Here is a 12,645-nt window from a genome sequence, read left to right as displayed (position 1 = left end):
GCAGAATTATTGGAGGAAATGGTACGTTATTCGGATTTACTATCATAGAAACAACGAAACGTCACCCTTATCTTGGCCCGTGGAAGCAAAATGGAGCGCGTCATGGACATGAAAATCAACGCAGAAAATCGCGCGCAGACCGGCCCCGACAAGGCGGCCTGGCCGGCGATCTTCTCCCTGTCTCTGGGGGTATTTGGACTGGTGACGGCCGAATTTTTACCGGTCAGTCTGCTGACGCCGATTTCTGCGGATCTGGGCGTCAGTGTTGGCGCCGCCGGGCAGTCAATGACAATGACCGCCATTGTTGCAGCTTTTGCCGGACCGGGCATTGTCATCTATTCAAAGAGGCTTGATCGTCGCCACGTTCTGCTAGGTCTCACGCTGATGCTGGTGGTTTCCAGCATCCTCTCAGCGCTGGCCCCCAATCTTGCGGTGCTTTATGCGGCACGAATTCTGCTCGGGGTCGGGCTGGGTGGCTTCTGGGCCTTGTCGCTGGCGCTTGCGATGCGTCTGGCACCCGATGCGATACTTCCCCGCGCCATGGCTGTTATCATGACCGGTGTTTCGCTGGCAACCGTCTGCGCAGCACCACTGGGTGCCTGGATTGGCGCCACTTTTGGTTGGCGCTACGCGTTCCTGCTGGCCGCAGCTATTGGCATGCTCACGTTATTCCTGCAGTTTGTGACTGTCCCATCGTTGCCGGCAAAGGCGGGCGCCTCGCTTGCCAGCCTCATTGGCATCCTCCGCCGACCGATCATTCGTGTTGGCCTGACAACCATCCTGCTGGTCGTTGCCGCACATTTTGCGAGTTTCACCTATATCCGGCCATTTCTGGAAACCGTGCCGCAATTTGGCATCACAGAGATCTCCGCGATCCTGCTGGTCTTTGGCATAGGGGGCTTTTTTGGTAATATTCTGGGTGGCCTTCTCGCCGAGCGCAGCACGCGTGTGGCGCTTGCCACGGCCGCCTCGGCGCTGAGCCTTGCAACCCTCGCCCTGTTTGCTTTCGGCACAGTACCGTCCTTGGCCATTCTGGGAACTGTTGTCTGGGGCGTGGCATTCGGTGCAGTCCCGGTCGCCGCCCAGAGCTTCACCACGCGCGCGGCGGGCGATGAAGCGGAAAGCGCCGGTGCGCTCATGCTCACCACGTTCCAGATTGCCATATCGGGCGGGGCAGTTCTTGGCGGCCTGTTGGTCGAAATGCAAGGGGCGGCGGGCAGCCTGATTTTCTCCGCCGTCGCAGCCCTGGCCGCTGCGAGCCTGATCGCGACGAGCGGGGTAGCAAAAAACCATGCGGCTTCTTCGCCATCCCGTTCCGATCTCGCCGGATCAGATATCGCATGATGAGCATGCTGTGTCGGTTCCTCCAAACCGACACAGGCCAAACTTAGTGATCCAGCTGTCTGCCGACATCCCCGCATTGCAGTTTCTCGGAAACCACCTTGATAGCCTGCGCTGCCTCTTCAGTCCGAACAGCCCGCACCAACTGCCTGGGTTATCAGAGCGCTCATGCCCGGCATAGACGTTCCTTCAACAACGCTTGCGGCAGCATCTTGCGAGCGTCCGCCCAGCGTCGCCTGCTTCATGATAGCGGTGAGAAGCGGCACAACCGCCTGTTGGCAGTCGGCGGGACGACCCGGATAGTTGTCAGCGGATTTGGGACTCAAATGGTTCTTATCCCTGCTATTATCGCGACCGATCCGGATAGGGCTCCAACGGTTTCTTTTTCTTTTGGCTGCCGGGCGCATTGCTCTGTTCATGGGTTGGCTTCTGTTGATGATCCCTCTGCTCGACTTTGGACGGGTCGGCGGACTGATCGTCTCTGTGAAGGTCTGGATCGGACCATGGATTCTTTTTTTCTACCATTTTTATCTCCTCTCAATCTTCCAGGGCAGCATCGCGGTTCTCAAGCAGCCTGGTCGCAACAATCTTTATGGCAAGCGCCGTTTCGATCTCATCCCAGCCCGCATTGACTGCTGAAGCGATCAACCCTTTGACCTCATTGGCAACAGCGTTCTGACAATCGATATCTCGATCGGGATAATGTCCAGGATGGGTGGGTTTGAGCATGCATCGACTCCTCATATGAAAGTAGAACTCCCAAAACCACAAAAAGCTCCATGCAATTCGCAGGCTCCGCTTGAATTATTAAGAGGCGATCGATTGGTCCTGATGGCCATTGGTCTCGCAACGAGGGCGAGGACCCTCCAGGAATTATTCGAGGTTTCAATCAGGCTCGATGGGGGCTGCAAGCAGGCTCTGTACGTGCGGCAAGCGCGTGGGGGCTCTGCGATCACGCCAACCAGGCTTGCATAAAAATCTACCGCCGACGGGAACCAAGTAGTGGTCTTCATCATTGTGTGGTCGTGCTGATTACCAGCGTTTATTTTGGAGAATTAATATGCGTCGTCTTATTTTGGCAACTGCTGCAACCCTGGCTCTTGGATCAATGGCCTTCGCTCAAACCGCAACAAATGTCGAAACCGAGGTCTTTGTCACCGCCAAGCCGACCGATGTGATCTCCAGCAATATCCTCAATCTGGATATTACCAATTCCAAGGATGAGTCGATCGGCAAAATTCAGGATCTCATCATCTCTGAAGGTGCCCTGACCGGCTATATCGTGTCTGTTGGCGGTTTCCTGGGCATCGGCGAAAAATACGTGATCGTCGCGCCGCAATCGGTCGAGATCCTTTATGCGGAAAACGACAAGAAGTGGTCCGCCAAGATGGACACCACCAAGGAAGCTTTGGAAAAGGCCCCGGAATTCAAATATGACGGTCGTTGGGCCAAGTAGGATCTCTCGTGCCCAGAGGAGCGGTTAAATCCATTCCTCTGGGCGCAGAGCGTAAGGCATGACCAGATCATCCCGTTCGCGGCGCTCGCCCGACTATAACAGTCCCGTGACAATCGTTCCAAGACTTTTAAAAGTATATGACTTGGAACAAACAATCAAAGCAAACGTTTACAAGTATAGGCCATTGGATACGATGAATATGGCTTGCAAACTTTCCAGCCGAAAGAAAAGTTTGCTGTTTCTGTAGACCACATGAGAGGAGACCTATGATGGATTGGGATCGCGTTGAAGGCAACTGGAAACAGTTCAAGGGCAAGGTCAAGGAAAAGTGGGGCGACCTCACCGATGACGACCTTGACAAGATCAACGGCAAGCGTGATCAGCTCGAGGGCAAGATCCAGGAGCGCTATGGGATTGAAAAAGACGCTGTGCGCAAGGATGTCGATGACTGGTATAACAGCCAGAAATTCTAGCCGCGTCTAGTTGTTTTGAAAAAGCCACGCATTCTGCGTGGCTTTTTGCTGTTTCACAATGGCAGGCGCATGCTGACCGCAATCGGACCCCGCTCCGCTGCCGGATGAGCTGCGTCCGCGGCAGCAATGCGCGCATTGCGGCAAACCATATTTGTGTCTACTAATGGACAGACATTGCGTCTGCTTTAAGCTATTGATCTATCTTTGAGATTGGGTCGGGGAGAATCATGTTGTCATTGTGCGTAAGCTCCTGCCGGTTCCCGGAACCGGTCGCGACGTCGCCACTTGCCGTCTCCTCCACACGCGATGATCGCGTTCCTTTCCTCCCATCATTCCTAAGCAAGAGTTCTTCATGACCATGCGCGAAACTGCCAACCGTTCCGGCAAGCTGTTGGGAATCGATTTCAGTGTGGCGATGGGACTGGCCGCAGCCCTCGTGTTTTTCATGGTCAGCGGACTAGTCACCTATGTCAATTTTCAGGGGCTGCGGGTTGCCAATCAACGCATTGTCGAAACCCACCGCGCCATTGTCTCTCTCCAGAGCCTGCTGTCCAAGCTTCAGGACGCGGAAACCGGACAGCGCGGCTATCTGCTGACCGGCGAAGAAAGCTATCTTGCCCCCTATCGGACCGCTCTTGCGGCCGTGAACGCTCAGCTCGAAAAGGTTTCCGAGCGCACCAGGGATAATCCGGGACAAAGCGATCGCCTTGAGACGCTGCGCCAGCATGTCGATGCCAAGCTTGAGGAGATGGCTGAAGCGATCGCTTTGCGCAAAGAACAAGGATTGGAGCGTGCCCTGACGCTTGTGCGCTCCGATCGCGGCAAGCTGGAGATGGACGCCATCCGCGAAACCATTGATGCCATGACGCAGGTGGAAAACGACATGCGGTCCGTGCGGCTCGCGGAAATGGAGCGGGCGCAGAGCCAGGCGCTGATCAGTACAATTCTCGCCGCTCTGCTGGGCATTATCCTGACGCTGATCATCGGATATCTGCTGCGCAAGGCAGCCCTCAACAGGGCCCGCGAAGAATGGCTGCAAAGCGGTGAAATCGGTCTGGCTGCGGCAATGGCCGGTGATCAGGCAATTGAGGAACTTGGCGCCAGCATTCTCGATTACCTTACAGGCTATACCGGGGCGGTGGCCGGCGCGTTCTTCTCTGGCACCCGCGATCAGTACAGGCGCTCCGCTGTCTATGGCGTACCCGATGATCACGCTGTTCCCAGACAATTTGCCAATCGGGAAGGATTGCTTGGAGAAGCTGCCGCCAAAGCAGCCCCTGTCCTGCTCAACGATGTTCCGGATGGTTATCTGAGCTTTGGTTCGGCACTGGGTCGCGACAAGCCCAAGCATCTGGTGATCCTGCCCGCCTCCGTGCATGGAAATGTCAATGCGGTGATGGAACTGGGCTTTCTGCAGCCGACCGACCCGGCCGTTCTATCCCTGCTCACCACCGTGGCAGAAGCCATCGCGCTCAGCGTTCAGGCTGCAACCTATCGCGACGAGTTGCAGAACCTGGTTGAGGAAACGCAACAGCAGTCCGAGGAATTACAGGCCCAGGGCGAAGAACTGCGCGTGTCCAATGAGGAGCTCGAAGAACAAAGCCGCGTCCTCAAGGAATCCCAGTCCCGTCTTGAACAGCAGCAGATCGAACTCGAGCAAACCAACAGTCAGCTCGAGGAACAGGCCAACCAGCTGGAGATGCAACGCACGGACCTTGAGCGCGCTCACGCTTCCGTACAACTCAAGGCGCAGCAACTTGAGCGATCAAGCCAGTATAAGAGCGACTTCCTCGCCAATATGTCACACGAGCTAAGGACCCCGTTGAACTCCTCGCTCATTCTCGCCAAGCTTCTTGCCGATAATCCGGATGAAAATCTCACGCAGGAACAGGTCAAATATGCTCGCACCATCCAGTCTTCCGGCAATGATCTTCTCAATCTGATCAATGACATTCTCGATTTGTCAAAGATCGAGGCGGGTCATGTCGAAATCCACCCCGAAGTCACCCCTTTGGCGCGGCTGGCGACAGGGCTGCGACAGCTGTTTGATCCTGTTGCGCAGGAAAAGAAACTCGACTTCGAGATTACGATCGATGCGGTGATCCCCAGATCGTTTGAGACCGATCCACAACGCCTGGAGCAGATTCTCAAAAATCTGATTTCCAACGCCATCAAATTCACCGATCGCGGCAAGGTCGTTCTCGCCATTGCCGCCCAAGCCGACGACGAGATCCTGTTCTCGGTCAGCGATACCGGCATCGGGATTTCCGCAGAGCAGCAAAAAAGCATTTTCGAAGCCTTCCATCAGGCTGACAGCACCATCAGCCGCCGCTATGGCGGAACCGGGCTTGGCCTGTCGATATCGCGCCAGCTCGCCCGGCTGCTCGGCGGTAGCATCCGTGTCGAAAGCACACCCGGCCAGGGCAGTTGCTTTACCCTGACGCTTCCTCTCAAACATGGCCGCGGCGATGCGGCGGTTGCGCCGGTTCCTTTCGAACAATCGCAGGCCCCAGAACAATCGCTGGCTGCACAGCAACCGACCATCGCGCTGCCACGCCGACTTGACGATGATCGCGATGCCATCACCGGTGACAAGCGCGTTCTGCTCGTCATCGAAGATGATGAGACATTCGCCACCATCGTGCGCGATCTGTCACGCGAGATGGGTTTCCAAGCGGTGGTTGCGCGTACAGCAGAGGAGGCCGTGCGGGTCGCGCGCGAGTTCTCGCCCAATGCGATCGTTCTTGATGTCGGCCTTCCCGACCAATCCGGTCTCTCGGTGCTGGATCGACTGAAAAACGATGTTCAGACCCGACACATCCCTATCCATGTCATATCGGCGGGCGATCATACCCGCACCGCGTTTTCGCTCGGAGCCGTGGGATACCTGACCAAGCCCGTCAGTCGCGAGCAGCTGGTCGGTGTTCTCACCAAGTTGGAGGCCAAGCTGGAACAGCGAATGCACCGGGTTCTGATCGTCGAGGACGACCAACGCCAGCGCGAGGCCGTGGCCAAGCTGTTGGGATCACGCGAAGTCGAGACCGTCACAGCCGGCAATGCGGCCGAGTGCCTTGATCTGCTGCGTGAACAGACCTTTGACTGCATGGTGCTCGATCTGTCGCTGCCCGATGCCTCCGGCTTTTCTTTGCTTGAAACGCTCAGCAGTGAAAGTGCCTATGCCTTCCCGCCGGTGATCGTCTATACCGGACGTGAGCTTTCCTCTGAAAGCGAGCAGAAACTACGGCGCTATTCAAAATCGATCATCATAAAGGGCGCGAAATCCCCTGAACGGCTGCTTGATGAGGTCAGTCTCTTCCTGCATCAGATTATTTCGGAATTGCCGCCCGAGCAGCAGAAGATGATCCGCAAGGCTCGCCATCGCGACGCCTTGTTGGAAGGCCGCCGTATCCTGGTGGTCGAAGATGACATCCGCAATGTCTATGCATTGACCAATATTCTGGAGCCCCGGGGCGCACAGGTGATGATTGCCCGCAATGGCCAGGAGGCGCTCGATGCGCTTGAGCGCTCAACAAGCAACGCCGACGCCGCCATCGATCTGGTGCTGATGGATGTGATGATGCCGGTGATGGATGGTTTGACCGCGACACGGCACATCCGCCAGAATCCGAGCTTCAAAAAATTGCCGATCATCACGCTCACCGCAAAGGCGATGCCGGATGACCAGCAGCGCTGCATCGAAGCGGGTGCCAATGATTACATGGCCAAGCCGCTTGATGTCGACAAGCTGCTGTCGCTTGTGCGGGTCTGGATGCCCAAATGACCAGCGGGAACAAGCCAGGTTCGCCTGAGGAAATCGAGATCCGATTGCTGTTGGAGGCGCTCTATCTGCGCTACCATTATGATTTCCGCAATTACGCGATGAGTTCGATCCGGCGCCGGTTGCGCCAGGCCCGCGATCAGTTGGAGTTTCCGAGTTTCTCGGCCATGCAGGATCGTCTGTTGCGCGATCCGGCTATGCTGCCACAGCTGCTGCGCTTCCTGACCGTTCAGGTCAGCGACATGTTCCGCGATCCGGATTACTTCCGCGCCATTCGTGAGCGCGTCATACCCCATCTGCGAACCTATCCCTCATTGAAGGTTTGGATTGCCGGCTGCAGCAGCGGCGAAGAACTCTATTCCATGGTCATCCTGTTTCGCGAAGAGGGGCTGGAAGATCGCACGATTTTTTACGCGACCGATATCAATCAGGAGGCGTTGCAGGCGGCAGAAGCCGGTGTCTATGCCATTGAACGGGTTCAGTCCTTCACCACCAATCATCAGCGTTCGGGCGGCAAGACATCGCTGTCCGACTATTATCAGGCTGCTTATGGACGGGTGTCGTTTGACAAGTCGCTGCGCCGCAATGTGGTGTTTTCCGACCACAGTTTGGTCACTGACGCGGTGTTTGGCGAGATGAACCTGATTTCCTGCCGCAATGTGCTGATTTATTTCGACAATGATCTGAAGGATCGTGTGCTCGGCTTGTTCCGGGATTCGCTTGCCCATCGCGGCTTTTTGGGCCTGGGTGCCAAGGAGAGCGTGCGCTTTTCCGCCGAGGCCGCGACATTTGCGGATTTTGTGCGCGACGAAAAGATCTATCAGAGGCTGACGCCATGATGGCTTCGCCTGCGCAGGCTGTGGTGATCGGTGCTTCGGCGGGCGCTTTCGATGCCCTGTCGGCAATCCTGCCGCTGCTCAAGCCGGGCTTTCGGCTGCCGGTGCTTATTGTCGTGCATCTTCCGCCCGATAGGCGCAGCCTGATGGCCGAACTGTTCCGGCAAAAATGCAGTCTGATGGTTGAGGAAGTCGAGGACCGCCAGCCGCTGGAGCCAGGCACCATCTATTTCGCGCCGCCCGATTACCATCTGCTGGTGGAAACTCACCTCAGCCTGTCACTGTCCAAGGACGATCCTGTCCTGTTTTCGAGGCCCTCCATCGACGTGTTGTTTGAAAGTGCTGCCGAGGTGTTCGGCGCTGAGTTGATCGCCGTGGTCCTGTCGGGTGCAAATGACGACGGTGCGCGGGGGGCCGCCGTCATTCAAGCCTGTGGCGGGACCGTGCTCGTTCAGGACCCCAAACAGGCGATGGTGCCCGTTATGCCGGAAGCGGCCTTGCGCAGCTGCCCCGACGCAAAAATTCTGTCGCTTGCCGCGATAGCTCAATATTTAAGAGAGGTTTAAGTCAACATGAAACCCATTTCGTTTCTCCTCGTTGACGATCTTGAGGAAAATCTTATCGCTTTGGAAGCTCTCTTGCGCCGCGATGGCTTGCAGTTGCTCAAAGCCACTTCCGGTGACCAGGCACTTGAACTTCTGCTCGAGCATGATGTGGCGCTGGCACTTGTCGATGTCCAGATGCCAGGGCTCGACGGTTTTCAGCTGGCAGAACTGATGCGGGGCAACGAACGGACGCGCCATGTCCCGATCATTTTTGTCACCGCCGGCAGCGCCGGACAACGCCGCTTTCAGGGCTACGAGGCTGGTGCGGTGGATTTCATTCAAAAGCCCATCGAACCGGATATCCTGCGCAGCAAGTCCGCGGTTTTCTTCGAGCTCTATCGTCAGCGACAGCAGCTCGCTCTGCAACGCGATGAACTGGCGGCACAGGCGCAGGCGCTGCGTGAGGCTGCGCAACAGAAAGATATTCTGCTTCAGGAAATCAATCATCGCATCAAAAACCTGTTCGGTCTCACATCAGGACTGATATCGTTGAGCGCACGCTCAGCAGAAACCATCGAAGATCTTGTCGCGGACTTGCGTTCAAGGCTGCAGGCGCTGGCACGCGCCCATGAACTCACCTTGCCCGTGCTTGGCAAGAACAGCCCGGCAGATCGTGCCACGTCGGTGGTGGCATTGATCGAGGCGATTGTCGCACCGCATAAGGGCGAGCAGCGCTCTCCTGTGAAAATCACTGGCACCGACGTTGCGGTCGCAGGCAATGGCCTCACCTCCTTCGCACTTTTGCTGCATGAACTGACCACCAACTCCGCCAAATATGGCGCTCTGTCATCCCCGCAGGGTCAGCTGGCGATCAATATTGGTCTGGATGACGAACTGCTGTCCTTGAACTGGAAGGAAACCGGTGGGGAGATCCTGCAACACCCACCCGAGCGCAAGGGATTTGGTGCCGCTCTTGAAAAGGCGACGGTACAGGGGCTGAATGCGGTGATCGCGCGCGACTGGCAGCCCGAAGGTCTGTCGCTTTCCCTCAAAATACCCGCAGAGCGCCTAGTCTATCGCGATAGCCATCCCGACTGAACAACCCCCGCAACAAACAGGCCCCGCTTTCACGATGCAGGCCTGTGGCTTTGCATCCGTCTCATTTGGCCAGCCCTTGTTGTTTTTTCGCGCAACCAACTGTGTCCGAATAGGGACCACAACCCGTCTGATCATTATTGCGCGTGTTCGGGAACCATCTCTGGTCAGGGGGGTTAGTTAACATACCAACCAGAAAATGAGAGGAAATGCTATGAAGTTCGCAACACTCCTTATCGCAGGTGCGATGGCCCTTTCACCAGCCCTTGCTGGCGCCCAGGCAACCCAGACCCCAAATAGTGACGTGCCTGGTGCCACCGACACACCCACTCATGATGATAAGACCCCTGATGCCGGTCAGAACAGCCTGACCGAAGCCCAGGCGACCGAACTGTTCAACAAGGCCGGCTATACCGACCTCAAAAATCTCAAGCTCAACCAGCAGGGCCTATGGGAAGCATCGTCAATGAAGGATGGCAAAACTGTCATGCTGACATTGGATGCCGAGGGCAAGGTTTCCGAGCATATGATGTAATCATCGTTGCCTGTTGAAAGAAAAAGCCGCGTCAGCGGCTTTTTTTACGCGCGCGTAGAAAGCACGGACGGGTTGAAGCACCATTCCGGAAGCGCCCACAAACGATCAAAAGCGCCCCGAACTCACCCAGCAGTGACGATGAGAACGCATCCCGAAAAGCCGTAGCCAAGGCCACAACATCATTCCATTGCACTGAGCAACCGTCGCCGCATATCCCCGGTCTCCTATCGGAAAAAGGCGGGGCCATGCTGGCAAAATTTTAATCCTGCCCGGGCGGCGTCAGTGCTTTGAGCGCGTCGAGAAATTGGTTCAGGGTCGGGGACAGGTTTCGACCCTCCATGGTCAGAATATGCAGGGCACTGGTCGCCAGGATGGGATCTTCGATCGGCACCAGAGCAAGACTGTGCTCGGTGCCGCGCGCCAGGTCCGGGGAACCAGTGATCGAGGTCGTTCCCGAGGAGAAACTGTAAGCACGCAGCATCGCCATGGAATTGGTGGAGAAGACTGGGTTGAAAGCAATTCCCTTGGCCGCCAGGGCTGCCTGCAGCAGTAGCCGCTGGGTCCGGTCCTCGTCGGGAACCGCCCATTGTTCGCCGCGCAGATCACTCAATGTGACAGAGGACCTGCCCGCCAGGGGATGATCGCTGCGTAGCGCGGCGAAGATCGGTCGCAAGGCAATATGCTGAATAGCAATATCGGGCGGCGGCGGATAGCTGTAGGTGATACCAATATCTGCTGCCCCATTCTTGATGCGTGCACAGATATCAGGCGAGGTGCCGACCCAGACATGAAAATGCACCGCCGGGTGCTGCCGGCGAAACGATTCGATGGCGTAGCCAAGGCAATCAAGGGCGAAACCTTCATAGCTCGCAATCCGAATGAGCCCATGCGATTTTCCGGCAAGCGCGCGCAATTCCGACAGCGCTTCTTCCATGCCGATTGCCAATCGCTGCGTGCGTTGCAGCAGCAATTCTCCCGCAGCGGTCAACGCCATGCCGCGAGGCCGCCGCTCGAACAGCACAATGCCCAGCGACTCCTCGAGTTTGGCAATCTGCCGGCTGATAGCCGAGGTCGAAATATGCAGTCGTGCCGAGGCTTCATGCAGGGAACCTGTCTGGGCGACTTCGCGAAAATAAACCAACGATCGATGTTGCATGGACGCCCTGTTGCATAAAACACAACAGGGTGTCCACTTTAAAGCAATTGTTGCAATCCGTTACGGCTGATAATTGCGTTCAGGACCGGTTTTGCGGCGCATCTGCCTCGCCCAGACCAGCCTGCGGGCGATGATAACCCGTTCATCGCAGCGGTTGGGTGAAGCTCTGGATGCCAGCAGACCTGCACAGCACCGACCGACCATCCTGGAGGAAATGATGAACCCGTTCCTGGACTATCTCACCACCCATGCAGACGACATGCTCAACGACCTCAAGGCGCTTGTCGAGCACCAGTCGCCAACCCAAGACAAGGCTCTGGTCGATGCCTGCGGCGCTTTTCTCTCCGAACTGTTTGCGCGCCATTTGCATGTGCGGCCTGAACGCTTCGCGCAGACGCAGGTCGGTGATCATCTGTTGTTCAAGATCGGTCAGGGAGATCGCCGCAGTTTGCTGTTGACGCATTTCGACACGGTCTGGGATCTCGACCGCCTTGGTACCCGTATCGAAGATGGAAAATACTACGGACCGGGCGCTTTCGACATGAAGGGGGGCGTCATTCAAGGTCTGTGGGCGTTGAAGGCGTTGATCGCCGCAAAGGCGCTCGACAATCACGAGGTCTGGTTCCTGTGCACCAGCGATGAGGAGACCGGCAGCTGGCATTCGCGCGCGCTGATTGAGGAAACCGCCCGGCAATGTGATCAGGTGCTGGTGCTTGAACCGTCGGAGGAGGGGACCGGAAACCTCAAGATTGCCCGCAAGGGAACCGGCCAATTTCAGATGCTCATCAAGGGAAAAGCCGCTCATGCCGGCAACAACCCGCTCGGCGGTATCAGTGCAGCCGAGGAAATGGCCCGGCAGATTCTCAGGCTCCATGCCCTGCAGGACCTCTCCAAAGGGACCACGGTCAATGTCGGTATCGCTCAGGCGGGAAACCGTATCAATGTCATCCCCGATCATGCCAGCCTGTCGATCGACGTGCGCGTGAGCTCGCTTGACGAAGCGGAACGGGTGGAAGCGGAAATCCGCACGTGCCCGGTTTTTCTCGATGGCGCCCAGATCGAGGTTTCCGGGGGGCTGAACCGTCCGCCGATGGAGGTCAATGCGCGCAACAAAGCCCTGTTCGAACAGGCGACCCGTGCAGGAATTGCCCTGGGCATGACCGTTTCTGGCAGTGCTGTCGGGGGTGGAAGCGATGGAAATTTCACCTCGGCGCTTGCTATTGCGACACTGGATGGTCTGGGTGCGGAGGGTGGTGGCCCGCATGCCGAATACGAGCATGTGACCATAGCCGGACTTCCGCGCCGCGCCGCGCTGATCAGCCAGATCATCGCCAATGTCAATGCTGGGTAGAGATGCGACACCGGTGGCCAGATAGAAATGCGACACTTCTTGATGAAGGACGCAGCGCCAAGCCCCCGATCTGACCGGC

13 protein-coding genes are annotated in these 12,645 nt (G+C 57.0%); 9 read left to right on the top strand and 4 right to left on the bottom strand.

The window, feature by feature from the left end; genetic code table 11:
• The first annotated feature begins 102 nt into the window (after positions 1 to 102).
• Positions 103 to 1,344, top strand: coding sequence for an MFS transporter (locus QBD00_RS20745; protein WP_151094186.1), 1,242 nt, complete (start codon positions 103 to 105; stop codon positions 1,342 to 1,344).
• A gap of 119 nt (positions 1,345 to 1,463) precedes the next feature.
• Here the strand turns inward: QBD00_RS20745 and QBD00_RS20740 are convergent, their stop codons facing one another.
• Genes QBD00_RS20740 through QBD00_RS20730 form a run of 3 tightly spaced genes read right to left on the bottom strand, consistent with a single transcriptional unit; the run spans position 1,464 to position 2,070 of the window.
• Complete coding sequence (locus QBD00_RS20740) at positions 1,464 to 1,667, bottom strand: hypothetical protein (RefSeq protein ID WP_191793588.1); 204 nt, start codon at positions 1,665 to 1,667, stop codon at positions 1,464 to 1,466.
• Between the two features lie 19 nt (positions 1,668 to 1,686).
• Complete coding sequence (locus QBD00_RS20735; protein ID WP_151094190.1) at positions 1,687 to 1,866, bottom strand: hypothetical protein; 180 nt, start codon at positions 1,864 to 1,866, stop codon at positions 1,687 to 1,689.
• A gap of 12 nt (positions 1,867 to 1,878) precedes the next feature.
• On the bottom strand, positions 1,879 to 2,070 hold the full coding sequence (locus tag QBD00_RS20730) for a hypothetical protein (RefSeq protein ID WP_151094192.1): 192 nt from the start codon (positions 2,068 to 2,070) through the stop codon (positions 1,879 to 1,881).
• 331 nt (positions 2,071 to 2,401) lie between these two features.
• On the opposite strand from QBD00_RS20730, the gene QBD00_RS20725 reads away from it, so the two are divergent.
• The 7 genes from QBD00_RS20725 to QBD00_RS20695 all read left to right on the top strand — a co-directional run bounded on the left by QBD00_RS20725 (position 2,402) and on the right by QBD00_RS20695 (position 10,059).
• Positions 2,402 to 2,797 carry a PRC-barrel domain-containing protein gene (locus QBD00_RS20725; RefSeq protein ID WP_064322587.1) on the top strand — a complete coding sequence of 132 codons (396 nt, stop codon included), beginning with the start codon at positions 2,402 to 2,404 and terminating at the stop codon, positions 2,795 to 2,797.
• 269 nt (positions 2,798 to 3,066) lie between these two features.
• Positions 3,067 to 3,270: a CsbD family protein gene (locus tag QBD00_RS20720; RefSeq protein WP_151094282.1), complete on the top strand. Its 204-nt coding sequence runs from the start codon at positions 3,067 to 3,069 to the stop codon at positions 3,268 to 3,270.
• 352 nt (positions 3,271 to 3,622) lie between these two features.
• Positions 3,623 to 7,051, top strand: a complete 3,429-nt coding sequence (locus QBD00_RS20715; protein WP_151094194.1) for a response regulator — start codon at positions 3,623 to 3,625, stop codon at positions 7,049 to 7,051.
• Positions 7,048 to 7,887: a CheR family methyltransferase gene (locus QBD00_RS20710; protein ID WP_151094196.1), complete on the top strand. Its 840-nt coding sequence runs from the start codon at positions 7,048 to 7,050 to the stop codon at positions 7,885 to 7,887. The genes QBD00_RS20715 and QBD00_RS20710 overlap by 4 nt, the downstream gene beginning before the upstream one ends.
• A complete protein-coding gene (locus QBD00_RS20705) occupies positions 7,884 to 8,450 on the top strand; it encodes a chemotaxis protein CheB (RefSeq protein WP_151094198.1) in 567 nt (188 codons plus the stop codon). The genes QBD00_RS20710 and QBD00_RS20705 overlap by 4 nt, the downstream gene beginning before the upstream one ends.
• Before the next feature lie 6 nt (positions 8,451 to 8,456).
• Positions 8,457 to 9,527 carry a response regulator gene (locus tag QBD00_RS20700; RefSeq protein WP_151094200.1) on the top strand — a complete coding sequence of 357 codons (1,071 nt, stop codon included), beginning with the start codon at positions 8,457 to 8,459 and terminating at the stop codon, positions 9,525 to 9,527.
• A gap of 211 nt (positions 9,528 to 9,738) precedes the next feature.
• Positions 9,739 to 10,059: a hypothetical protein gene (locus tag QBD00_RS20695; protein WP_151094202.1), complete on the top strand. Its 321-nt coding sequence runs from the start codon at positions 9,739 to 9,741 to the stop codon at positions 10,057 to 10,059.
• A 259-nt stretch (positions 10,060 to 10,318) separates the two neighbouring features.
• Here QBD00_RS20695 and QBD00_RS20690 read toward each other — a convergent pair whose 3' ends face one another.
• The gene (locus tag QBD00_RS20690) at positions 10,319 to 11,215 is read right to left on the bottom strand and encodes a LysR family transcriptional regulator (RefSeq protein ID WP_191793586.1); all 897 of its coding nucleotides are present in this window, start codon (positions 11,213 to 11,215) and stop codon (positions 10,319 to 10,321) included.
• A gap of 73 nt (positions 11,216 to 11,288) precedes the next feature.
• Here QBD00_RS20690 and QBD00_RS20685 point away from each other — a divergent pair, with 73 nt between their 5' ends.
• Positions 11,289 to 12,566: a M20 family metallopeptidase gene (locus tag QBD00_RS20685; RefSeq protein ID WP_318580429.1), complete on the top strand. Its 1,278-nt coding sequence runs from the start codon at positions 11,289 to 11,291 to the stop codon at positions 12,564 to 12,566.
• Positions 12,567 to 12,645 lie beyond the last annotated feature (79 nt).

This window comes from Ochrobactrum sp. AN78 (genome assembly GCF_029909885.1).
Lineage (GTDB): Bacteria > Pseudomonadota > Alphaproteobacteria > Rhizobiales > Rhizobiaceae > Brucella > Brucella quorumnocens.
This window is presented reverse-complemented; position numbering and strand designations above follow the sequence as displayed.

Bases quoted from the DNA above. Each gene is read 5' to 3' on its own strand.
- QBD00_RS20745 (WP_151094186.1), top strand. From the start codon at position 103: ATGGACATGAAAATCAACGCAGAAAATCGCGCGCAGACCGGCCCCGAC.
- QBD00_RS20735 (WP_151094190.1), bottom strand. From the start codon at position 1,866: ATGGTAGAAAAAAAGAATCCATGGTCCGATCCAGACCTTCACAGAGAC.
- QBD00_RS20730 (WP_151094192.1), bottom strand. From the start codon at position 2,070: ATGCTCAAACCCACCCATCCTGGACATTATCCCGATCGAGATATCGAT.
- QBD00_RS20725 (WP_064322587.1), top strand. From the start codon at position 2,402: ATGCGTCGTCTTATTTTGGCAACTGCTGCAACCCTGGCTCTTGGATCA.
- QBD00_RS20720 (WP_151094282.1), top strand. From the start codon at position 3,067: ATGGATTGGGATCGCGTTGAAGGCAACTGGAAACAGTTCAAGGGCAAG.
- QBD00_RS20715 (WP_151094194.1), top strand. From the start codon at position 3,623: ATGACCATGCGCGAAACTGCCAACCGTTCCGGCAAGCTGTTGGGAATC.
- QBD00_RS20710 (WP_151094196.1), top strand. From the start codon at position 7,048: ATGACCAGCGGGAACAAGCCAGGTTCGCCTGAGGAAATCGAGATCCGA.
- QBD00_RS20705 (WP_151094198.1), top strand. From the start codon at position 7,884: ATGATGGCTTCGCCTGCGCAGGCTGTGGTGATCGGTGCTTCGGCGGGC.
- QBD00_RS20700 (WP_151094200.1), top strand. From the start codon at position 8,457: ATGAAACCCATTTCGTTTCTCCTCGTTGACGATCTTGAGGAAAATCTT.
- QBD00_RS20695 (WP_151094202.1), top strand. From the start codon at position 9,739: ATGAAGTTCGCAACACTCCTTATCGCAGGTGCGATGGCCCTTTCACCA.
- QBD00_RS20690 (WP_191793586.1), bottom strand. From the start codon at position 11,215: ATGCAACATCGATCGTTGGTTTATTTTCGCGAAGTCGCCCAGACAGGT.